The sequence below is a fragment of the Rhodopirellula sp. UH5 genome (genome assembly GCF_056839225.1).
On sequence record NZ_CM166390.1, the window covers coordinates 3,855,612 to 3,879,408 of the forward strand.

17 protein-coding genes are annotated in these 23,797 nt (G+C 57.1%); 10 read left to right on the forward strand and 7 right to left on the reverse strand.

The genetic code is table 11. From position 1 onward, the window contains the following. Positions 1–403: 403 nt before the first annotated feature. Both UH5x_RS13780 and UH5x_RS13785 read right to left on the reverse strand, forming a co-directional pair. The gene (locus UH5x_RS13780) at positions 404–2,359 is read right to left on the reverse strand and encodes a sulfatase-like hydrolase/transferase (protein WP_482632719.1); all 1,956 of its coding nucleotides are present in this window, start codon (positions 2,357–2,359) and stop codon (positions 404–406) included. A gap of 102 nt (positions 2,360–2,461) precedes the next feature. Then, a complete protein-coding gene (locus UH5x_RS13785) occupies positions 2,462–3,712 on the reverse strand; it encodes an Nramp family divalent metal transporter (RefSeq protein ID WP_482635992.1) in 1,251 nt (416 codons plus the stop codon). Between the two features lie 256 nt (positions 3,713–3,968). Between UH5x_RS13785 and UH5x_RS13790 the strand changes: the two genes are divergently transcribed. The 6 genes from UH5x_RS13790 (at position 3,969) to UH5x_RS13815 (ending at position 9,072) form a co-directional block, all read left to right on the forward strand. Next, on the forward strand, positions 3,969–5,861 hold the full coding sequence (locus tag UH5x_RS13790) for a thioredoxin family protein (protein ID WP_482632720.1): 1,893 nt from the start codon (positions 3,969–3,971) through the stop codon (positions 5,859–5,861). Positions 5,862–6,269: 408 nt separating this feature from the next. Then, a complete protein-coding gene (gene nadD, locus UH5x_RS13795) occupies positions 6,270–6,914 on the forward strand; it encodes a nicotinate (nicotinamide) nucleotide adenylyltransferase (protein ID WP_482632721.1) in 645 nt (214 codons plus the stop codon). A 44-nt stretch (positions 6,915–6,958) separates the two neighbouring features. Continuing rightward, a complete protein-coding gene (locus UH5x_RS13800; RefSeq protein ID WP_482632722.1) occupies positions 6,959–7,552 on the forward strand; it encodes a Uma2 family endonuclease in 594 nt (197 codons plus the stop codon). A 288-nt stretch (positions 7,553–7,840) separates the two neighbouring features. Further along, entirely contained in the window at positions 7,841–8,119 is a 279-nt protein-coding gene (gene rpsR, locus UH5x_RS13805) for a 30S ribosomal protein S18 (RefSeq protein WP_233215804.1), read from the forward strand. 12 nt (positions 8,120–8,131) lie between these two features. Further along, complete coding sequence (locus tag UH5x_RS13810) at positions 8,132–8,593, forward strand: acyl-CoA thioesterase (protein WP_047815793.1); 462 nt, start codon at positions 8,132–8,134, stop codon at positions 8,591–8,593. A gap of 8 nt (positions 8,594–8,601) precedes the next feature. Next, positions 8,602–9,072: a hypothetical protein gene (locus UH5x_RS13815; protein ID WP_047815794.1), complete on the forward strand. Its 471-nt coding sequence runs from the start codon at positions 8,602–8,604 to the stop codon at positions 9,070–9,072. Positions 9,073–9,145: 73 nt separating this feature from the next. Here UH5x_RS13815 and UH5x_RS13820 read toward each other — a convergent pair whose 3' ends face one another. Further along, a complete protein-coding gene (locus tag UH5x_RS13820) occupies positions 9,146–9,649 on the reverse strand; it encodes a Fur family transcriptional regulator (protein WP_007338703.1) in 504 nt (167 codons plus the stop codon). Positions 9,650–10,405: 756 nt separating this feature from the next. On the opposite strand from UH5x_RS13820, the gene UH5x_RS13825 reads away from it, so the two are divergent. Continuing rightward, positions 10,406–11,572, forward strand: a complete 1,167-nt coding sequence (locus tag UH5x_RS13825; RefSeq protein ID WP_047815797.1) for a type III PLP-dependent enzyme — start codon at positions 10,406–10,408, stop codon at positions 11,570–11,572. A 14-nt stretch (positions 11,573–11,586) separates the two neighbouring features. Next, positions 11,587–13,041, forward strand: coding sequence for a high affinity choline transporter 1 (locus UH5x_RS13830; RefSeq protein ID WP_482632723.1), 1,455 nt, complete (start codon positions 11,587–11,589; stop codon positions 13,039–13,041). A gap of 108 nt (positions 13,042–13,149) precedes the next feature. On the opposite strand, the gene UH5x_RS13835 is transcribed toward UH5x_RS13830, so the two are convergent. Further along, positions 13,150–13,692, reverse strand: coding sequence for an AlkZ-related protein (locus UH5x_RS13835; RefSeq protein WP_482632724.1), 543 nt, complete (start codon positions 13,690–13,692; stop codon positions 13,150–13,152). Positions 13,693–13,708: 16 nt separating this feature from the next. After that, complete coding sequence (locus tag UH5x_RS13840; protein ID WP_047815937.1) at positions 13,709–13,990, reverse strand: peptidylprolyl isomerase; 282 nt, start codon at positions 13,988–13,990, stop codon at positions 13,709–13,711. A gap of 230 nt (positions 13,991–14,220) precedes the next feature. Between UH5x_RS13840 and UH5x_RS13845 the strand changes: the two genes are divergently transcribed. Beyond that, positions 14,221–15,615: a DUF3472 domain-containing protein gene (locus tag UH5x_RS13845; RefSeq protein ID WP_482632725.1), complete on the forward strand. Its 1,395-nt coding sequence runs from the start codon at positions 14,221–14,223 to the stop codon at positions 15,613–15,615. 106 nt (positions 15,616–15,721) lie between these two features. Then, complete coding sequence (locus UH5x_RS13850) at positions 15,722–16,618, forward strand: phosphatidylserine decarboxylase (protein WP_482632726.1); 897 nt, start codon at positions 15,722–15,724, stop codon at positions 16,616–16,618. A gap of 888 nt (positions 16,619–17,506) precedes the next feature. Here UH5x_RS13850 and UH5x_RS13855 read toward each other — a convergent pair. Together UH5x_RS13855 and UH5x_RS13860 are read right to left on the reverse strand one after the other, a co-directional pair. Beyond that, positions 17,507–22,105 (reverse strand): hypothetical protein, encoded by a 4,599-nt coding sequence (locus tag UH5x_RS13855; RefSeq protein ID WP_482632727.1) that lies wholly within the window; start codon positions 22,103–22,105, stop codon positions 17,507–17,509. Positions 22,106–22,370: 265 nt separating this feature from the next. Continuing rightward, a complete protein-coding gene (locus UH5x_RS13860) occupies positions 22,371–23,558 on the reverse strand; it encodes a BON domain-containing protein (RefSeq protein ID WP_047815802.1) in 1,188 nt (395 codons plus the stop codon). Positions 23,559–23,797 lie beyond the last annotated feature (239 nt).

A 23,797-nucleotide genomic window follows, 5' to 3' on the forward strand; every position in this document is an offset into this window, starting at 1 on the left:
TCACCGGAAGATGGTCCGGATGGACCGTTAGCCGAAGTCGCCAGACACCCTGGATGCAGCAATCGGCTTTCCAAGCCTGGACAACGCGTTGATCCAGTGCACATGACGTACCATTGCCGAAACAGCCGCTCAACTGAAAGACAGTGGCGAGTTTTCGTTCGAAACAACCTGTTTTAGCTCACCGGACATCCGCTGGCCTTTGCCAAATCCGCACACATTCGCCCCGGACGGGGCCGTCATCGATGTGCGGGCAGTCGTCTCGGGGCTTCCGCCCCGAGCTACTGACGCCGGCCCCGTCCGGGGCGAACGTGCGCGAATGACTCCGGAGGAGTCCGCGTTGATAGCTCGGGGCGGAAACCCCGAGAACGATTGTTTGCCCTGCCCTGCCCTTCGATCGCGCCGGCTATTTGACCGTGTGGTTGGTGCCGTTCAATTCGTTGAGAGCGCGGTTGATCACGCGGACGGTGTACTTGCCATCGGCGTAAAACTTTTGCCTTGGCTGGAGTGCTTCTCGCATCGAATCGATCACCGGCAAAGCTTTCTCATCGATCTCGTCGAGCACGATGGCAGCTTGCAGTCGCTCCCACTGCGCACCGTCCTCCAATGTCTCCGCCAGGTCAGAGAGAGCCTTGTCCGTGGCTTCGGGATTGCCGGAATGGCAAAGCGCACGCGCCGCTGCGACTCGTACCGTCGCGGATTCGTCGGCAAGCCGTTCTTGCAGATCCATCAAATACGGCAGCCTGTCGATCTCGCCGCTAGCGAAAACGTTGCCGATCCCAGTCGCCCCCCAATAACGCACCGCAGAATCTCTGTCGTCGAGTGCGGCTCGCATTTCTGGAAGAGCTGCAGGGCCCTCGGATGCCGCGAGAGCTGCTGCGGCAACACGATTCGCGAGCTCGCTGTCGTCCGATTGTCTCAGGACGGCATACTGACTCCCCAGTTTGCTGGCGCGTTCGGCGAGGATCGGCTCTGGGATGAGCCCCAAGTCCTTGGTGCGGGTCACCCACTGCTCGTGCGCCGCACGCATGCGCTGGAGCACCTCCGTGTGGTCAGAAGACGACGCGAGATCATGGATCTCATGGGGATCATTCTCGAGATCGTAAAGTTCTTCGGTGGGTTTCGTTCCGCGGAAGAAAGGCATGGCTGCTTGTGGCAACGTTCCGGCCTGCTCAGCCTCGCGAATCGACCGCATCGTCTGCCCTTTCTCGGGCGTGTTCATGTATTGAAAGTATGGCTTCAACGGTTCGTAATTGCGGATGTATTTGTATCGCTGATCACGCACCATTCGAATGATGTCGTAACGTTCGTCCATCCGATCGCGAGCACCATAAACGTAATCCCGGTCGACGGCCGCTAGCTTGCTCAAGGGACTGCTCAGGAACGGCTTGCCTTGCATGGGCTCTGGAACATCCAACCCCGCCAAATTCAAGACGGTGGGACCAAAGTCGATCGAGCTCACCAATCGGTCATCGACGACCCCAGCGGCCTTGTCGTTGGACCGAAACTTGGCCGGGATGCGGATGACCAATGGGATGTGCGTGCCCGAGTCGTAGAGCCAACGCTTCGCTCGCGGGAGCCCAACGCCATGATCGGACCAGAAGAACACAATGGTGTCTTCGTCCAATCCGTCAGCATGGAGTTGGTCGAGCAACCCGCCCACCCAATGATCGAGGGCCGTGATCAGTTCGTAGTTTCGCTTCCAGTCTTCACGAGCGGCGGGCGTGTCCGGATAGTACGGCGGGAACGTCGAGAGCTCGGAAGCGTTCTGCCGTTCACTTTCGGAAAGGCCTTTGGTGACGGACTTGTATTTCGAATCATTCTCGATTCCAGATTCGTGGCAGCCCGTGAAGTTGAAGACAGCAAAAAAGGGCGTGTCTTGATCCGGTCGATTCCGCCAGTGGGCCTTGTTGGACGATTGGTCCCAAGACCCTTTCGGGGTCGAGAATTGATAGTCCTGCTTGGAGTTGTTGGTGCAGAAGTATCCCGACTCACGCAAATAGGTTGAAAACGGTTGGATATTTCCCGGAAGCTTCGCTTGGCAACGCATGTGCTGCGTCCCAAGCGTCGTTTGGTACATCCCGGTGATGATCCCGCTGCGGCACGGGGCACAAACACCGGCCGTGGTGAACGCGTTGGAGTATCGAATGCCTTCCTTGGCGAGCTGATCGATGCGAGGCGTGATGGCGTGCGGATCACCATAGCAACCGATGTGGGGACTGATGTCTTCTGCGGAAAGCCAGAGAATGTTGGGGCGGTCGCCCGCTTCAACCGTCTGAAACAAGAGCGTTGCCGTCAACAAAAGTGCGACCATCATCGGCACGCGGGTGTCTTGGAATCGTCGGATGGCTACCTGCCACATGGAGTTGACTTTCTGTCTCGGAGGGTGGGGATGCGGGTCTCTGCATCGTAACTACAGCGGCACGCTCAAGCGAGCGAGTGGAAGCGTTCGAACCGTGAAAGATCATCCCGAGAAGAGAACGCTGCCGAGGCTACGCAATCCAAGAACGGTGACGACGACAACCGTTAGCACGCCGAGCGTGTTAGCAATCCAGTGATTGCGGTGCTTGCCGAGTAGCGTGGCATTGTTCATGACCGCGAGCAAGAAAATGGCGAGCAGAGGCAGCAGCAATCCGTTGGCGACTTGAGCAAACGTGATGATGTCCGTGGGCTTGGAACCGCTGGCAGCGAACGAAATGCCAAACACAATCACGGTGGTGAAGACCGTTCGCAGCCGCCAGTCTTTCAGATCGATGGGCCAGCCAAAACAACCGGCAGCGGCGTAGGCGGCGGCCAGCGGCGCGGTGATGGTGCTGGTCAACCCCGCGGCGAACAGCCCCACACCGAACAGCCAGCGTGCATGGTTGCCAAGCAGCGGTTCGAGCTGTCGGGCGGCGTCGGCAAGGTTCGTGAATCCGGCGTCACTCCTGAAGAAAGCGGCGGCGGCCGTGGCCATCACGGCGGCGGTCACCAATCCGCCCAAGCCCACACTAAGAATTGTGTCGCCGCGGCTTTGCTGGATCGCGTCACGAACGGTTTCGTCGCTGACGGATTCGGTCTTGTCGCTGGACCATTTCTCGGCCGATGCGGTGGCGTGAAGAAAGAGGTTGTAGGGCACGACCGTTGTGCCGATGATCGCCAAGACTTCTTTCAATCCGCCTTCCGGGATGGTCGGTTTGATCCAACCCATTGCGAACGATCGCCAGTCGATTGGAACACTGAACGCGGTCAACAAAAACACGCTGCTCATCGTCACCACCAACGCAACCAAAATCCGCTGAAGCGATCGGTAGTGACCGATCATCAAGATGCCCCATGCTGCGACACCGATCGCAATCGACACCACAGTTTGTTGCTGCGTTCCCGTTGCGGCTGAAACGCCCACAGCGGCGCCGGCAATATTACCCGCTTGGTAAGCAGCGTTTCCGATGATGATTGCCGAGACGACCAGCACAATGGCCAATCCTCGGGCGAACGCATTGGGGATGGTTGGACGGATCGCCTCTCCCAAACCACGCCCGGTGACGATCCCCAGTCGCGACGCCATTTCTTGAAAAATGATCGTTGCGATCACAGAGAACCCCACCGCCCACAACAGCGTGTGGCCAAAGTTGGCACCTGCGGTCGTGGCTTTGGTGACGGTCCCCGGCCCGATGAAGGCTGCCGTGACGAGCAAGCCGGGACCGAAACGACGAAAGAACTTGGGAAGTTTCATGCCCGTTAAGGTAACGAATGACATCGAACACGTCCCAAGGCATCCGCCATCTTGGTGACGTCATTTGAGGGGTTCACATCGCTCAAACCGCCGGCTGCCAATGGTCACGCTCCTCAGCAGTGAGGCGAGCGGTTTCTATGGCCAGTAGCAGTTATCGCGTTCTTTGCCCAATCGCGCGCGCCAGTCCTGTACACTACCCAGCCTTGTCTTGCATGCCTTTCGGCGTGTCCCGTTGCCGCCAACAGGAAGTGGGTGCATGGTTCCCGATCAAATCCAAGGGACCGCGGTCGGTTCGTTTCGCGATCGACGCAGTGGCTTGAAACTCGCGAACGTTGTTTGCATGCTTTTGGTCGGCATGCTGTCGCCGTTCGTCTCCAATCCAGGATTGGCTCAAGACACTTCGCACACCGGCGTGCTGAAAGGTCTCGACCTAGACGGTCGCTTGATTCGATTGGGACAGTCCAACGACACCAACGCCGTCGCGGTCGTCTTCTTGTCCACGCATTGTCCGATCAGCAACGGTTATCTGCCGTTGCTCAATGACTACGCATCGGAATACGGCGGACAAGGCATTGAATTGGTCGGTGTGATTTCCGATCCGTCGGTGACACGTTCGGATGCGAAAAAGCATAGCGTCGATTACCGAGTTGAGTTCCCGGTGCTGTTCGACGGCTCAGGCGAATTGCGTTTGGCTCTTTCGCCGACCCACACGCCCCAAGCGATGTTGATTCGGCCGACCGGCAAAATGCTTTACAACGGTGCGATTGACGATCGGCATGTTCAAGTCGGCCGCAAGAAAGATCACGCCGCCAAACCCTATTTGCGAGATGCGATCCGCGCAGTCATCGCTCGACGTCCGGTGGATGTGCCAAAAACCAAACCCATCGGTTGCCTGCTGGAGGATCCGCCAAACAAAGCGATCGAAGGCGAGGTGACTTACGCACGCGATGTTGCGCCGGTGATCCAAGCGAACTGCGCGGGGTGTCATTGTCGAAACGGATCGGCTCCGTTTCCGTTGTTGAGTTACAACGACGTCAGCGGCCATGCCAATCAAATTTTGGAAGTGACCCATTCGCGTTTCATGCCGCCATGGAAACCGGCCGCCGGGTTCCTGCGTTTCCAAGACGAACTGCGATTGACCAATCACGAAATGTCTCTGTTGAACGTTTGGGTTCGCGATGGCAAACCGGCAGGCGACCCAAAGGATCTTCCGGCCCCTGTTCCGCCATCGAGTGGTTGGCCACTGGGTGAACCGGATTTGATTCTGGAAATGAACGAAACGTTCTCGATCCCATCCAGCGGCCCTGACCTTCGCCAGTACTTCGTCATCCCAACCGGTTTGAAGCAACACCGGTTGGTCAACGCGATCGATTTTCATCCGGGGACGCCTCAGTCCGTTCACCACGCCAGTTTCTTCCTGGACACCAAAAGAAAGGGGCGGCGACTGGACCAATCGGATCCAGCGCCGGGGTACTCCAGCTTTGGCGGGCCGCGCTTTGAACCCGAAGGCACGCTGAGCAGTTGGTTTCCGGGAATGAGCCCCCGACGATTGCCCGAGGGGATGGGACGTTTTGTGCCAAAGGACAGCGACATCGTGGCGGAAATCCACTACGTCACGACCGGCAAACCACATCAAGACAAGTCGAAGATCGGGATTTACTTCGCCCCGTCGTCGGCCAAGAAGATCGTCACCGAAGTCCAGGTCGGCAACAAACGAATCCGTATCCCGCCGGGTGAAAGTCATCATTTGCAACGCGCGACGTACACGTTGCCCGTGGACACAGTGCTGCTGGACACGGTGCCACACATGCATATTTTTGGCCGCGAAATGAAAGTCTGGTCGAAGTCACCCGAGGGCGAGACCAAGCCGTTGTTGTGGATCAAAGATTGGGATTTCAATTGGCAAGGCAAGTATTCGTTTGCCGAACCCGTGCGTTTGAAAAAGGGAACGATTCTTCACGTGGACGCTTGGTATGACAATTCAGCCAACAACCCGCTGAACCCGAACTCGCCGCCCAAGCCGGTGTCCTGGGGTGCCGACTCCACCGATGAAATGTTGATCTGTCATTTCCAATGCACCTGCGAGACGATGGGTGAACTGAACGAATTGATTCGGCACCAAAAGAAACACATCGCCGATCGACAATAGTCGGCCGGACAGAGATTCGCCCCGGCTTTCAGCAGGTCGGCAGGAATGATCGGGCACAACCACATGAGCCGCCTGGGCGTTCGCCTGGACTGCGAAATGGTTGGTGTTGTGGAACGCATTCGTTTGCACAAGTTTTCATCCCGGTAGGGATGTCAGATGGTAGCCGTCGGTAAGCGACAGCGCCACCGATGGACATGCAGCCCCCACGCCACCACTCTCCATCCCGGCGTGGCCATTGGCCACGCCGGGATGGAGATTTTTTTGGGTCTCGTTTTCCGGGGGTACGCTGCTTCGCAGCAACCCCCGGCTACCATCTGACATCCCTACCGGGATGAAGAAAGACAAACGAACCATGAACGAAGTTATGCTTGGGAGCGAACCAAGCTAGAAACCATTGAAGGTCGTTCCGTGTCAGCAACTGAAACCTCCCCCCGTTCACCTCAAGGGATCGGAATCCTGGGTGGGTCATTCGACCCGCTTCATGTCGGGCATCTTTGGATGGCCGAATCGGCACTGGAACAATTGCCGATTGAGCATGTGCGTTGGATCCCGACGGCGACCAGTCCGCTCAAACCCCACGGGCCGGTGGCCAGCAACGAGCACCGTCTGCAAATGCTGCGATTGGCACTCAGTGGCCAATCCGGGCACGTCATCGACGACTGGGAACTCCGGCAAGACAGCGTCAGCTACACCCTGCTGACCCTGGAACATTTGCAAGAACAATTTCCAGACCGCCAGCTGCATCTGATCATCGGGGCCGATTCGTTGGCCTCGTTCGATCGTTGGCGAGAACCCGAGCAAATCCTAAAACGGTGCCACCTGGCCGTGATCGCTCGCGGCGGCGACCCTCCACCGGACTACTCGATCCTGGACGGCATGACTGACGAAACGCAAATTCGAAGGATTCGCGAGTCGCAGATCCAGATGCCCCAGATCGAAATCAGCAGCAGCGACCTTCGGAATCGCATCGCAACCGGACGGAGTATCCGGTTCCGCGTGCCACACCCGGTCGCGACGTTGATCGACAATGAAAAGATGTACCGGGTACGATAGCAAAGTTGCCTGCGATTCCCCGCGTGTCGAAACTGAGATCTGCTATGTCGACCAATCCGATCCCACTGCTGTCCGAACAGGAATACCTTGACCAAGAACGAAAGGCTTCGTTCAAGAGCGAGTACTTCGGCGGCGAAACCTTTGCAATGGGCGGCGCGAAGCGAGCACACAACTTGATCGTGACAAACCTAATCCGGGTTCTAAGCAACGCGCTGCTCGATGGTCCCTGCGAAGTTTACCCCAGCGACATGCGGGTCCAGATTGAAGCCACTGGTTTGTACACCTACCCCGATGTGGTCGTAGCTTGCGACGAACCCAAATTTCGCGACGACCAACTGGACACCCTGCAAAATCCGACTCTGTTGATCGAAGTCGCTTCGGAAAGCACAGAGGCTTACGATCGAGGCACCAAGTCGAGACACTACCGACGCATTCCATCTTTGAAAGGATACGTGCTCGTCGCGCAAGATCGACCAGCGGTTGAATCATTCACCCGTGGAGACGACCACACATGGACGCTTCGTGAAGCGGGGGGACTGGAGAACGAATTGCGGATCGACGCCTTGAAGCTGAACCTGTCGATGGCAGAAATTTATCACCGGGTCCAGTTCGATCGCCCCGATCCGTTGGTGAAATGACTCAGAGCTCAAAGCGACCCTCGCCAGCGAGTCTGCCCCTCACCAGCGAGTCTGCTCTGGACGGAGCATCCGTTTTCAGGTCCCGCACCCTGTGAGGACACTGATCGACCAAGAAAAGCTTTATCAGGCAGAATAGGCAAAAGGGATTGCGTGGAAACGCCGATCTCGGCACACTGTGTGGCCCGCGATCGCAACCTTTTTGCGTTCACGGGACCCATTGGCGAGCCGGAGACATTGGTTTTCCGGCCGAATCAGTCCATTCGCCTTCGATTTCCTTCGAAAAGCTTCATGCCTCCACGTCCAATGAGCACGCGTAGTCGTGCCCGCAAACGCTCCCGAGTCCGCAGCCGTACCCGCCGCAAGGACCCCATCTTCGTCGATGGCCACCGTCCGCGTCCGATGTACGTTGACTACAAGGACCTCGAATTGCTGTCCAAGATGGTCAACCGCCAAGGACGCATCATGGGCCGTCGCAAGAGTGGTTGCACCGCTGCCAGCCAACACGCTGTCACCTCAGCCATCAAACGCGCCCGCTTCATGGCCTTGCTGCCATACGTCGGCGAATAATTCGTCAACTCAGTGAACGATCCAGCCTCTGACGGAGCCCTCAACCAGCGGGCTCCGCTTTATCAGACCCAACGCCGCGTCGAGTTTCGAGACACCGATGCGGCTGGAATCGTCCACTTTTCGGCCTTCTTCCCCATGATGGAAGCGGCCGAACATGAGTTCCTGCGTTCGGTCGGCATCCCCGTGATGCCGCACCATGAGTCCGAGGAACGATTGACTTGGCCCCGAGTCGCCGCCAGCTGTGACTTTCACGGCCCCGCCCGATTTGAAGACATCCTGCAAATTGATTTGCACGTCGACCGGATTGGACAATCCAGTATCAGCTATCGCTTCGAATTGACCTGCGAAGGCCGACGTATCGCCACCGGCAAAATCACTGCCGTGTGCTGCGACCTGCAAGCGGGCGGCAAACTGGTCAAAACCAACGTGCCCGATGACCTTCGCCAGCGATTGTCCGGCCCCCAAAACGACTGAACCAAGAAATGCCCGCGACTTTCGAAGGCTTCGGCCTGAAACTGCTGTACCCAGACAACTGGACTCTGGTCGAGCGAGCCGAAGACGAAGGCGACCAGGGCGCCACGTTCGACCTGCCCGGTGGCGGATTCGTGTCGTTGGAAACACTGCCGATCACCCGAGAAGACGAAGTCGTCCTGGGCGAAATTGACCAGATGCTCCGGGGACAATACGAAGACCTGGAACGCGACAACATCACGCTCCCTGGGGCCTCCGAAGGCGAGCGAGCCGTCGACCTGCGGTTCTACTACTTGGACCTGGTCGTGATCTCACGTGTGGTGCTGCTGGACGCCCCTGCCCCGACCCGCGAACAAATGCCGATCGCGGGACGCATCCTGGCTCAGTTCCAAGCTGAACTGGCCGACTTCGAAGCCGCGGAACCTGTCTTCAACGCGATTCTGCAACAGATCCGGATGGCCGAGCTTCCTGAAGAAGCCTGACCAGCGAGGCGTGTGCGGCCAAGCTTGATCGGCGAAAGGTGATCGGCAACGCCCCCAATCACGACCAGCCGCATCAAACCAAGTCTTGCTTCCGCTTTTTACGTCGGTTCTTGCCACATTCGCGGCACACACCGCTGACCAGCATTCGGTGTCCAGAAACGCGAAAACCGTGCTTCGCCGCCGCTTCGTCTCGCGTCGCGATCAGCTCCTCGCTGCGGAACTCGATCAGTTTGCGGCAACGCGTGCAGTACAGATGATCGTGGGGCGGGTAGCCGTAATCCAGCTCGTAAACCGTGCGGCCATCGAGCTGAAAGCAATTCAGCAACCCAGCGTCGACAAATTCACGCAGCGAACGATACACCGTCGCGGAACTGACATAGTTGGGCTCGCCTTTGCGAGGCAGTTTCTCGATCAGCTCATCCGCATCAAAGTGAGCGTGCTGAGAGAAAATCTTCTCGACCAAGAACTTGCGTGGCTTGGTCTGTCGCTGGCCTTTGCTCTGCAAATACTCCTCAAAACGCTCCTGAGGGGTCAAAGCCACCTCGAGACGTTCAAGAGATTCGGGAACCGAAGACACGTCAGACAAAACGGACCGCTGCAATGGAGAGAAGAAATGCTTGCTGAGCCACTATAGCAGCCCTGTCCAGATTTGTCCCGAGCTGTGGCCCGCGAAAACGCTGCCGAATCGTGCCAAAGCCCGAAGGGCCGGCACAGCCCTGGCTGGTGCCGTCAGGCACCGGACACAGTGCCAACATCGCCCCGGTCATTACCGACCCGAAACGCTGCAACAAATCCCCGCTGGATTCACAGTGTCGCCACTCCCGTGGCAATACTCGCAACATCAAAAGCCGACATGTGGGCCGGCCTCCGTCCGCAGGACTGGGTGGATCACGCTGCAAGGACACAATCGATCCAAATCGTCATTTCCGCTCTCGACTTTTGGATTCGCGGTCGATATCTTCCGCAACCGATTGAAAAACGGTGCTGGTTCACTCGCGTTTTAAAAGACGCTCAGCCACCCACCGCGGATCAATCAGCACGACACCAGGTCTCGCCCAATCCGGGCGCGGCGGAAGTGTGTTGGCAGGACGTTTCCTAGCGGAATCGCCCACTCCAAACGCACAACGTTGCCATACCGCAAGGTGCCGCAACCTCCATTGCGATCTCCCCAAGGTCAACACGTTATTGCGCCCAGGACGCGGCTCGATAACAGCGAAGAAGAAGTCGGCCAGGGTTCACGAGAACCCTCAGACGAAGCCACGTGGCTTCGAAGTTTTGACTGCATTTCGTTTTTCAACTGACCTTGGTCCCCTTCTGGAGGCACCCCAGCCGCATGATCGCATCGACCATTCTGCGCGCACCCAACGCCCGAACGGCACAGCCGAACCTTTCCTTTGACCTCGCGAAAGAGCTCGCTGAGAAACACGGCACTCCCTTGTTGGTGGTGTCACGATCCAAAGCCATCGAGACCTACTGGGCAATGAAGAATGCCCTGCCTGGTGTCGATCTTTACTATGCGGCGAAAGCCAACCCCGACCTGCATTTTTTGTCAACGCTCAACGGCGAAAACGCATTCATTGACGTCTGCTCTCCTGGCGAATTGCAGGCCGCACTGGCGGCTGGCTTCACGCCGGATCGGATGTTGCACACTCACCCATGCAAGACCGATGCAAACCTCTGGGAATGCGCACAAGCCGGTGTGAATTGGTTCGTTTTTGACAACGCGATCGAAGCGGAAAAGATCCGCCGACTGACACCGGACGTGAACCTGTTGCTGCGTCTGGCGACCACCGGCGCGTCCAGCCGAATCAACCTGTCGGCCAAGTTCGGTTGCCCGATGCACGAAGCGATGGAACTGCTGGCGGCGGCAAAGTCCAAAGGCCTGAACGTTCGTGGGTTCTCGTTCCATGTCGGCAGCCAGTGCCTCAACCCGCACGACTACGTCGAAGTGCTTCGCAGCGTTCGCGCAGTTTGGGACGAAGCCACCCAAGCGGGACACCAACTGGAAGTCTTGGATATCGGCGGTGGATTCCCTGCCCCGTATCGTGAGGACGCTCCTTCGATTGAAACCTTCGGTGAAGTCATCACGCAAGGTTTACGCGAGATGTTCGGCGATTTGCCGATTCGTTTGATCGCCGAACCAGGTCGCGGGCTGTGCACCGAAAGCGTCACCCTGATCACTCGCGTGATCGGCAAAAACCGTCGCTGGGACTTGCCCTGGTTCTTCCTCGACGATGGCATCTACGGTTCGTTTTCAGGCAAGATTTTCGACCACACAGACTTCCCGTTGCTGGTCGAAAACGATGGTTCACGGGAGACCGTTCCGTGCGTGGTTGCGGGCCCCACCTGCGACTCCACCGACATCGTTTCGCGTGATCAATGGCTCCCCGATTTGGAAGTCGGTGAATTGGTCTTGGTTCCGTCGATGGGTGCTTACGCTGCGGCCAGCGCATCGCCATTCAACGGGCTGCCAATGGCCAACAGCGTCGCCATCGACTGACGGACGACACGCCGATGGGATTGATCGCTGCCGTCCTGGCCTACTTGTTTCTCACGATCGCGATCGGGTTGTTCGCAGCCCGACGCGTTGGCAATGCGCAAGACTTCATGGTCGCGGGGCGTTCGCTTCCGCTGTACATGAACTTTGCCTGCGTGTTTGCGACCTGGTTTGGTGCCGAAACCGTGCTGTCCGTTTCGGCGACCTTTGCCGGGCAGGGACTGCGTGCTATCCCCGGCGATCCGTTTGGTTTTTCTGTCTGTCTGGTGCTCGTGGCGTTGTTCTTCGCGCGAGCTTTCTACCGAATGGACTTGCTGACGATTGGCGACTTTTATCGCAAACGCTATGGTCGCTCGATCGAAGTTTTGACGTCCGTTGTCATCTCCGCTTCGTACCTTGGCTGGGCCGCGGCTCAGCTCACCGCACTTGGCCTGGTGATATCCGTCCTGGGCAAAGGCATCGGCTACGATGCGCTGACCACCAACCAAGGCATCGCGATCGGCTTCACCATTGTCGCCTTCTACACCGTGATGGGCGGCATGTGGTCAGTGGCGCTCACCGACATGATTCAGACGTTTGTGATCATCATCGGCCTGTTGGTGGTGTCGGTCTACATGGCTCATGCGGCCGGCGGTGTTTCCGTCGTCATCGATTCCGCTCGCGAATCGGGGCGTCTGCAGGTCTTTCCCGACTGGGGTCAATCCGCCGAGTGGTGGATCTACATCGGCGGCTTCCTGACCGCGGCCCTGGGTTCGATCCCACAACAAGATGTCTTTCAGCGTGTCACCAGTGCCAAAGACGAACGCACCGCCATGACGGGCACCTTGCTGGGCGGGATGTTCTACTGCATGTTCGCGTTTGTGCCGATGTTCATCGCTTACGCCGCGGTGGTGATCGATCCAGATCACCTGCAACAATTCAACAGCGAAGACTTGCGTGAAGTCCAGCGAACACTTCCGCACGCGGTCATGCAGTCCACACCGTTCTGGGTTCAGACGGTCTTCTTGGGCGCATTGGTGTCGGCGATTCTGTCCACCGCCAGCGGAACGCTGCTTGCGCCGAGCAGTCTGATTGTCGAAAATGTGATTCGTCCATTTCGGTCCGATCTCAACGATCAAAACATGTTGCGTTGGCTACGGATCGTTCTGCTGATATTTGGTGCCTTGGCTCTGCACCAGGCTTTGACCAGCAACAACACGATGTACGAAATGATCCAGCAGGCGTACAGCGTTCCGCTTGTTGGTGCGTTGGTCCCCTTGGCCGTCGGGCTGTATTGGAAACGAGCGACCACTCTCGGAGCGATGGCATCGATCGTGTCCGGTGTGGCAACCTGGCTAGCGTTTGAATACGTGCGGACGGAGTTTTTGATCCCATCGCAACTGATGGGGCTCGCCGCCAGCTTTCTCGCGATGGTGGTCGTTTCGCTGCTGGACAAGTCGGAAAACGCTCGGCCTGTTGCTGTGCAGCGCTGACTTGCTGATCATGGGTGTTCGCTATTTTCGCGATCAGGTTCCCGACTCGCTTTGTTCCAAAGCATCGGCGGGAACGTCAGGTACAACCTGACCTACGGAGGTCGGGCTTCATCGCTCGTGCTGTTGCACGATATCGAGGTGGACTTCTCGCATGGGCAACCAGAAGTCGTTCTTCAACTTGGGGTCGTTGGAACGCACGATGTTCAAGCTCACCTGCAGCTTCTTCAGTGCGGTGTCGAACTGGCTCTTCGTGCACGCCAATCGCTCGATGGCTCGCTTGCGAAGCGGACCGGTGTAGTCCGCTTGCAAACGGATCAGCTCAAAGATCTCTTGCGGGAGAACATCCAATTCGTGGACGGGCTGGTACGCCTCGGCGTAATGCACCTCACGAAAGTGCTGCATCTCCATCAACACGGCGTCGCCGCCGCTCACCTTCCCGTAGAAAACTTCCGCGGGATAGGTTTGCGGGATGCGAGTCTTCCAATCCCAGACGGCCATCACCTTGGGGCTCCAACCGCCCGTCTTGGGTTTGTCCTCCGATAAATCGGTGTTGTCCCACAACGACGGGTACGGCGAGTTCTTGCTGCCGAAGACGGTGCAAACTTTGCTCTTCAGCACAAACTGATAAGCCTGTCCAAACGTCTGGATCATGGAACAGCCTTTTGAATCAATCGACGCGCTGCGTGATCTCGATCAAGTGATAGCCAAACTGTGTTTTGACGGGGCCGTGAACTTTGCCCAAATCACCGCTGAACACCACTTCGTCGAACTCCTTGACCATTTGGCCGGGGCTGAACGTCCCCAACGCACCACCGGATTTACCAGAGGGACAGGAGGAAAACTCGGCGGCGATGGCACCGAAATCTTGTCCTTTTTCGATCTGATCTTTCAGATCCTGACAGGCTTCTTCGGTTTCAACGAGGATATGTCGTGCACTTGCGGTGGCCATGGTGATCTCTGGGGTTCGATTCCGTTGTGGGTTGATTGGGTGCCTGGTAGACGACCAATGTCGTCCGCCAGCTTCGGCCACCATCGTCGCCTGCTCGATGCAGTTCGAAAACCCCTGCTGCCAACCTTCCCACCTGCTTGCAGAATGGTTTCGATATGGGATAGGTTCGAACGTCGCGAGACCCAATAAAAGAGCGAAAGAGTGGCGGGCTCGATGAAATCCGGTCTCAAATGGATTCCAACGCAGCCTCTTTCCTGACTCGCGAAAACGTTCCTCGGCTTCTGTCCAACCGCCCGTACTTCAAGATCCACACCATGAATTGTCGATTTGTCCTCCCAACGCTCGTGATCAGCTTGGCAACCTTGTTGTCTTCGCCCGGACTCTCCTCCGCGAAAGAATGGTCGGTGCCGGTGGGCGGCAACGCCTTCCGCACGCAACCCGAACCCGGCGGTCGATCGCTCCGTCGAGATGGCACACTCCAGCTCCGTGACCCTGCTGAAGTCCATTCGGTGTACTTCCATGTCAGCGGAAGCGACACGCTTCAGCTTGGCCTGAAAGGCAACGCCCGCAACCACCCCACAACGGTCCAAGCGAGCATCGGCGAAACCAAGCTCTCCTGCGAATTGCACCCGGCACCTGCAAAGACTTACCCGCTCGGCGAAATCGAAGTTACCGAAGCGGGCTACGTCCGGGTCGACCTGCAACTGACAGCTGCTACGAACGGCCAAACTAACCACTCGGTGAACATCGCCGACTTGGTCGTCACGCCCTCCAACGACGATCTGCAACTCGACTACATCCAGACCAATGACGGCAACATGTTCTACTGGGGACGTCGCGGGCCGTCGGTTCACTTGGGTTACCGCCTGCCAAAGGCAACCGACCTGACGTACGCCTACAGCGAGATCACCGTCCCCGACGGCCAAGATCAAATGGGCACCTACTTCATGGCCAATGGTTTCGGCGAAGGGTACTTCGGCATGCAGGTCAACAGCCCCACGGAACGGCGAGTTCTGTTTTCAATCTGGAGCCCCTTCCGCACGGACAACCCCAACGAGATCCCAGACGAAGACCGAGTCGAAACGCTTGCAAAAGGCGACGACGTCATCGCCAAAGACTTTGGCAACGAAGGCTCCGGCGGCCAAAGCTTCTTTCGCTACCCATGGGAAGCCGGCAAGACCTATCGATTCCTGACCGAAGTCAAACCCGATGGCAATGGCAACACGCTGTACACGTCCTGGTTCGGCGACAAAGCGAAGAACGAATGGCGTTTGGTGGCCAGCTTTCGACGCCCCAAGACTGACAAGCATCTGACCGGCTTCCACTCTTTCCTCGAAAACTTCTCGCCAGAACAAGGCCACCTGCAACGTTCAGCTCACTATGGCAACCAATGGGTCTGTGACGTCAACGGCGAGTGGCACGAAATCACGCGAGCCAAACTGACCGGCGACAACACCGCTCGCGGTCGTCATCGACTGGACTATGCCGGTGGAAGCCAAGACGACCACTTCTTCTTGAAGAACTGTGGCTTCTTCTCCGATTCCGTCGCCCTTGACCAGCTTTTCGAGCGAGAATCCACCGCCGACCAGCAGCCTGAGATCGACTGGGATCAGTTACCACGCTGATCCATCGCAACTTCACTCTCGTAGTGGACGAAGCATAGAATCCCACGCGTGGGTCGTGCGACCGGACTCGTGGCCTCGTCCACTGCCATTCAAACAAGTACCACTCATGGATGAAATCGTCTATCACGACCGATACACCGGCGAAGACCGCATCGAAAAGGTGTATGGCGACAAAGCATTGCGTTGGACGTATGGCAGCATCGCCGGGCGTCTCTCGCTTTCCTTGGTTGTGAAACGAACGCTGTTCTCGCATTGGTACGGTTGGCGAATGGACCAACCGAAGACACGCGACAAGATCGCTCCGTTCATCCAAGACTATGAACTCGATGCGGATGAGTTCGTGCGTGACGTGGGTGAGTTCGCCAACTTCAACGAGTTCTTCTTTCGCAAGCTGAAACCCGAAGCTCGCCCGATCGATGCGGATCCGAACTCGGTGGTCTTCCCCGCGGACGGCCGGCATCTTTGCGTTCCCGACCTATCGAAATGCGAAGGGCTGTTTGTCAAAGGCGAGATGTTCGATCTGCCGACACTGCTGCAAGACTCTGCCCTCGCGGATCGCTACGCGAGCGGCAGCCTGCTGCTTTCGCGACTGTGCCCGGTCGATTACCACCGCTTTCACTTCCCTGCCGCCGGCGTGCCTGGTGAGAGCTGCTTGATCAACGGACCGCTGTACTCGGTCAATCCAATTGCCCTGCGTCAGAACATTCACATCCTGACCAGCAACAAACGCTGCCTCACGCCGCTCGAGACGGAGTCCTTCGGAACGGTGTTGTTGCTCGAGATTGGTGCCACCTGCGTGGGCAGCATTCGACAAACCTACTCACCTGGTGAATCCATCTCAAAGGGCGACGAAAAAGGCTACTTCCGATTTGGCGGTTCCTCGACGATGGTCCTGTTTGAACCAGGCCGAATCCAATTCGATGCGGACCTCATTGAAAACTCACGCCAACACCGCGAACTCTACGCTCGCATGGGCGACCACTTGGGAACACGCCTGCCGTAACACCACCGAGATCCGATGAGGCCAGCCCTGCGCTGTTCAATCTTTGGGGTTGCAGCGTTTCTGGTGCGCGCAAGTTTCTGCCTCGCATCAACAAGTCACCTCTCCCTCAGCTTTGCTGGGGGAGAGGTCGAACAGGTCGATGGAGGCCCTGTTCGGGTGAGGGGGCGATTCACAGCAAACCGGCTTTTTGGCCTCGTTTCAGCGGGTTCCAGCATTTGAGGACCTCTCTCGAAACGAAGTTTTTGGGGAGGTCGCGCGACGCCGTTCAGGCGTACGTGAGGGAGGGGGCCGAGCATGGGAAGCGGCGCGGATTGCCCTGGACTGTCAAAATGTCGGTATTGACACCGCTTTGGGCTGCGCAGGTTTTGTTCCTCGACTTCGCCCCAACGGGGCAGCCCTATGCCAGCCCAGGGCAACGCCCTGGGTGTGGCGGGACCAAGATTACAAAGCCCCAACGGGGCGGTCCTAGCGGGTTTTGGGGAGTCTTTCTTAGGGCCGCCCCGTTGGGGCTGGTGTCGGAATCTCCGTCACGAAACCCCAGGCGATGCCTGGGGCTATCTTAGAGCTGCCCCGTTGGGGCGTAGGACAGACCAAAATCAACGTCGCATTTTCCGTGTCAATACCAACCTTTTGACAGCCCAGGATCGCCCTCCCCCGGAAATCTCGCTGAACGCTCGCTTTCCGACCCCTCCCGCTCCGCGGGCGGGGTTCTCACCTGCAAAGTGCACATGCAATGAAGATTGAGCCATCACGACTTCGAGTCACGATACGCTCTCTTCTCAATCAATCCGTTCTTCACTCTCCATCAAACGAAAAAACCGTTCGTCTGAAAACACGACTTCACCTGGTTTCGCGTTGACACTTTTCCACGTCAACAGAATTTTGTATTCATCGCGACCATTTGAATAAATAGATCCGGTGACGATGTATCAGTTGCCGGAGCTTGGACAGTCGGTCGGCATCCACTTCCCGCTGGAAGAACTCTTCTGCCAATTCGAACCAATGGACGCTTGTCTTTTCTTTGGCGTAGTACGCATCCATTCCGGCCAACACCCGTTCTGGATCGACTCGCATGAAATCACTGGCGGGTTGCCCACGAGGGTAAAAGCGAGCCGTGCTGACCATCAACCGACTGTACATCGCGTCGCCCTCGGCACCACCCAATTGATCGCAGACCGCCTCGATGTAGTTTTCGAAATCACCGGGGTTGCCGTACCAACGCGGTAACAAATAAGTCACCGCCGAGGAGTGCACGGACAAACTTCCCTTGGCGGGACTCTGCATGGCACGCTTGGTCAGCTCACCCACGGCACTCTTTGGGGCGGACAATCCCATTGAAATCCCGAGCGCAAGGGAGAACACACGTGTGGCAGGTTGCTGTTTTTTCAGCAGCGGCTTGAGGTGTTCCAGTGCGACACCCAACTGTTCATGAAAGACTCGCATGTCATCCCTCGAAACCGTGTTCACAAAACCGGTTCCGCGAGCCTCCCAAGCCAGGTCTCGATGATGCTGAGCACGCAGCATCGGAATCACGATGGACCGCGGCATCCGTTCCCCGGCTCGCTTCAGCCACAACTCTTTGCGGATTCGAGCATCGCCACCGTGCACCCAGCCATATTCTTTGGACACGATGTCCAGCGCACTTAGAAACTCCTCGCTCAATTCATCGGGGTATTCACTGACCGCCGCGATCGCGGGCGTTCGCAGATACGCAAACGCAGCGTCCAACTGATCGATCTGGTCGCGGTCCACCAGATCCTCCGCCAAGACTCGAAGGATCCGAGACACACGGATACGTTCCGGAGCGGCGGCATGAATCCACTCATCACCTCGACGAAATACCATCGCCTTTCCACTCGCCGCGATCATGGCCGGTTGAGTCAAGTCACAGTTCACGTATTCAACTATCCCCATCCGATCGCCATTCAAATCGAAGTTCGCGATGAAGGCAAAAGGATCTGGGGAGCCCGCCAATCCTGGCAGCATCCCCATGACTCGAATCTGCGAGAGTCCTTCTTCGACGGGAACGTTGTCCATCCAGTAAGGAACGATGCTCAGCCGACGAGTGGCATGAACCACCTCTCCCTCTTCGACGCCAAAGTCGATTGCCCAAGGTTTCTCATCCGTGCTGACCCAGGCCCTTTTGTCCAACACCGCCAGTGCGCGGACCTTCGGAAGCCTCGTCAGTTGAGCTTGATTCGCGATCTTCCCCGTGGTTTCATCGACCTTCAACAAATACATGTTTTGATTGCTGGTCGCGATGAAATTCGCACCGTCGCGAGAGCACCATAGCTCGGAAGTCATTCGTTCCCCATCGAGCAACTCGATGCGTGATTGCTTGACTTCCAACGATGCCAGATCCAACAAGTAGATCCACCCATCGTGGGTCGTGAAAAAGATTCGATCCCCATCGGCAGATTGCGCCGAAGCCAAGGGTGGCTTCACTGCCTGATAGCTCGCCAATTTGGTTCCCTGTTGCAGATCCCAAAGGGCCAGCACCCCACGTTCAAAACCGATCAATCGATTGCCATCCGGCGACAGATAAACTGGGTGCTGTCCGTCCAATCGACTTGGAATTCGATGGACGATGTTCCCGCTTCGATCCACCACGGCAGGATTGTTTCCTGCGATCAACAAGAACGCCCCGTCCACTGACATCTGCAGCACCGTCTGCCCGGGGCTGAGTGCCAGACGTGTTTCTTTCCACTGGCGTGAGAAGCCACGACGCAGCAATTCCAACCGCTCGCGGTATTCCGCATCCAACGTGGCAGGACGAGCAATGATTTCGTCGTCCGTGACAGGCTGAGCCAACCGCTCATCCACCTGGTCGTCCCACTCGATGCCATGTTCACGTCGGTACAACTCACCCCGCAACTTCGGTCCGTCAACCGGATGAAGTTCATCCACAGACAAACGAATCACGGATTCGTTCTCGCCCTCAAAATAGATGTAGTAGCGATTCGCACGGACCGGCGTGGCGGGCAAAGTGGTCCAACCGTCGGCCCGTCGAATCACGCGATGGGTGATCGTGGACGGGTCCAGCCCATCTGTGCTGCCTGCTTTGCCCTGCTCACGAAACTCGGCGGCCATCTCCTCCATTTTCTTCCAATCGTGTTCCTCAAACAACGAGCGTGCAATGCGGAAGTGGCCGCCTACCATCCCGCGCATGATCGCGTCGTCACCGTCAAAACGGTCAAAGTTAGCGGTAAACAACTGATTCGAGTCCACCAACTTCCAGGTCAGAAAGCTTGGCGGCTTCGGCAGATAGCGGAGTTTTTCTTCCAACTCTCGCCGGAGGTTTTCTTGAAACTGGTCGACTTCTTGCGTCGCGGCGTACTCGTCGTCGGTTGAAACGGTTTGCCGCACTTCGGCTTCCGAACGCAATTGCACCTCCAGCTCAAGCTTTTCCAGGTGCGAAAAGGCTGTTCCAGGGATCGTCTGACGCTTCCCCTCCTCATCGGTGAACAGGAATTGATCGCTGTCGTTCCAGCTTAGATCCTCTGCCGGCGGCAATGGTTGCTTCCCTATCAACCCGTAGATTCGCAGAGTCGGAATCGCGATCGGGATGGCCTGGTTAGGAAACTGCTCCTTCAGAGCCTGCCATTGCTGGGAAGCTTGTTCATTGGCACGGTCTGTCAAAAGCTCCCTATCAACCAGGAAATCGACCGTCCCATCACGCATGATCCAACTATCAAGGTGTTGACCAACGACAACGCCGTCAAAACCAACCTGAGCCCGATACGGCTGTTTGTGCCAGCTCGCCAACCAGTCTTCCATCGCTTTCGCAGAGGGAAGCTGCATTTCAAAAATGATCTTCTTCTCAAAATGTTCCTGCAGTTTGATCCACTGGATCCGATCCTCGCGAGAGGTTTTGGCAAGCTCCGGCAGTCCCTTGGTCGATGCGGTTGGATCGGCTTCGAGCATCATCAACTTCATTTCCATCGCGTCCACGAAATGCAGTTGATCGACAGGCAACCCCACCGGCGTGTCACGGTTGGCCATTTTGACCTTCAAAGAGGTCTCGTTCGTCATCTCCAATGGTTTGATCGCCAACACCATGGAATGGGAACGTCGGACGAGAAAATACTCGGCATGCAAAGAGGGACGCTTCTCCTTGGGGTGAGCCTCGAAATACTCGTTCAGCCCCCGGACGCTTTGTTCAGCCGCCGCTCTCCACGGTTCTGTCAATTCGGCTTTCAAGATGGCGACCGTCGAGTTTTCGGCATCAAACCGATAGACGTAATACGGGTGTTCTTCGCCAATCAGCGTCGCCGTGAATCGGGTATTGGACGCGGTGTCTTTGAGTCGCCAAGCCCCGCACGTGTTGAGGTAGCGAAACGGATCAGAATCAACCAGTTTTCGCCGCCGTTCATCCCAAGACTTGGCGATTTGCGTAGGAGCAACCTCTTCATCGAGCTCATTCATCTTCCTTTCCAAGAGCACGCGCCGCAGATCCAATTCCGAAGGACCGGTGAACGAACCGAGCGACTCCCAGCGTTTGATTCGATACTTCCGAAAGCGAGCTCGTTCGGGTCGATGATCAGGAACGAACCATGCAACCTTGCTCTTGGAAGGATCCGACTCATCTTCGACGATTTCAAGCGGCTTCCCAGGTCCGAGCATCCCCAGTCGCCCAGGCCAACACCAAAGATCGGTTTGCTCGAGGCTTGGTACCTGTTTCACTTTTCCAGTCTTCAACCAATCCGCCGCTCGTTCGCGATCAGCTTCCGCGAGCATGCTTTTGCGAACACGAAATCGAGCCATCACGGGGTGCGAAGCATATGGCTTCCAAATGCGTCCGAAGACAAAGGCGTCGTTCACTTGGCCAAGCAATGCGGCTCGAAACTCCACCCCAGGAACCGCAGTTTGCCATTTCGACAACTTGTCGAGAACGTTCAGACGCTCGCGCATCAGATCACGTTGTTCGCCCCGGAATGACGCCAGCGGAATGGCAATCAACTGTTGTTGAATGTTCCAATACGAGATGTCGTCTTCGACCAACAACAGAGACGCATTGTTCAGCTCCCGGTCACCTTGCATCCACGCCTGGTCACCTGCATCGCGAATGGGAAACGCCTCGCGAAGCCGATCCACCAGCGACCGCCAAGGCTCCAATGTCTTCTCAATGAATTCGCGATCGGAGTCACTGAACTGCCTCAACGGAAACGACTGGAACTTTCGACTGCGTACCTCAAGATGGATCCAATCATCTGGACCAATCCATTGGACCAATCGTCCCTGAATCGGTTCTCGATCCTGCAATTGCCACTCCCGTGCTTCCGTGACCTTCGGAGCATCGTTCACTCGGTCCGTCAAAACGATTTTGGCACCATCAGCGATCGCGGACGGGTTCAGGCCGCTCGGCAATTGAGCGTGAGCTGACGCCCCCAAACACAAGAGGAATACCAGCGACAAAACCAAACGTTCAAAAAGGGAGTCGCCCTTCATTCCAGCCACCAAAATCAAGAATAGATCGAGTGAATGCACCGCGACCGAGCATCATGCAGTGCAACACAATTTTATCAGTCAGCAAAACTCGCGGCGCCCATGAAATCGCGCCGAACAGGCATCCGATTCCAACCGCTGGCATCTCCATTTCTGATGCCTTTTCGCCGTAACAGTTCCTTTATTTCTTTGATTTCAAGCGTTCCGCCAATTTACTTCCAACAACGAAAAAACCCTCGCAAGAATACTTGCGAGGGTTTTTCGTTCATTCGTTCTGTTCAGGTGATCCGTTGGATCACCTATCAGACTACTTGTCAGTGAAGTCCAAGAACCACCAGCCGTCATCCCATTCGAGCGACACTTTCCGCCATCCCAAAGGAACTTGTGGGTAGGGGTAGAAAGGTCCGATGTAGGGGAACGCCGATGGGCTGTACTGCTGTGGGTACGTCAGTGCGGCGTAGTTCGGATAGGCTGCGTAGCCTGGCCAAGCGTAGTTCGGCAAGTTCGGGGTGTCGTAGCGAGGTGCTCCGGCAGGTGCGGCAGGCGCCATGGGAACAGGTTGTCCCATCATCGGTGCCTGAGCCATCGGTGCTGGTGCTCCCTGCATGCCGGCGGCTCCATGAGTCATCATGCTGCCGGGAACAACCATTTCGCCATTGATCACTTGTCCGCCCACTTGGCCGCCCATTTGCCCGTACGAAACGGGACGAGCTTGGACCTGACGATTGGCAGGTGGCAAAGGCTGCAACCCACCGGTGCGATGCGTGGCAGGCGTGGCAACCAAGCCTGGGTTTGATCCAGCCTTGACGGTCATCAGATCGCGGACGCCGCGTGCTCCAGGAGCATGACGGGCGATTTCAGCGATCAGTTTTCGCTGGGATGCCGAAGCAGCTTCGCCGGTGATCTCCACGATGCCGTCGTAAGCGTTGACGTCCACACCGAAGTCTTTCAGGTGACCGACGGACTTCGCTTTGCCCAAGGCAGCGGCGACGGAACGAGTGATCGCTTCGTCCGAACCGGCTTCTCCACCAGCATCTTCCCAAGCCGCAACAGTGCGGGTTTGCGAGTCAGCGGCTTCTTCGCCGGCAACAGGTGCCACCGAACCAGGAACCACTTCTTGAACTTCGGTTTCCAAAGCTCCCTTGAAGTCGAACGCTTCCGCAGGCTTCACCGCTGCAATCGCAGCGGCCTTGGGCTTGTAAAGCTTTGCTTCGAGAACTTCGAGTTCGTTGACAACATTGACAACGCCATCGACATCCTTCAAAGCCGCCAAGACCAGGTCTTGTTGCTCGGTGCCATCGACGGTGCCGCGGAACACGACCACTCCGTCATTGACTTTCATGTCAAGGTTGAAGTTCTTCAGTTGACCTGCATCACGGCTGACTTTGAGCCGCTGCATGACTTGTTGTGCGATCTCGCGATCACCGCCAAAGGCCTGAGCAGGCCCCAGCGTGGCGATCGCGGCCAGCGCCAGTCCAAAATATTTGCGTCGCATGGAAATGCCTCCCTACAGTCCTTTGTGAGGTGTCATTCACCGACCGCGTTACTCGCGGAAAAAAAGGACCAGCCAACAGCCGGTCCGATCGGTGCTATGGACTGTTTCGGTTGTAACGAGGCCTAGCCGGCAGGTTTTTTCCGATTTTGTGGATAAATCCACACAATTCGGGTTGAACAGCCTGCCAAGAGACCGCGTGCCACAAACCGTTCCCAAACTCAGCCAGCTGTGAAAAACCG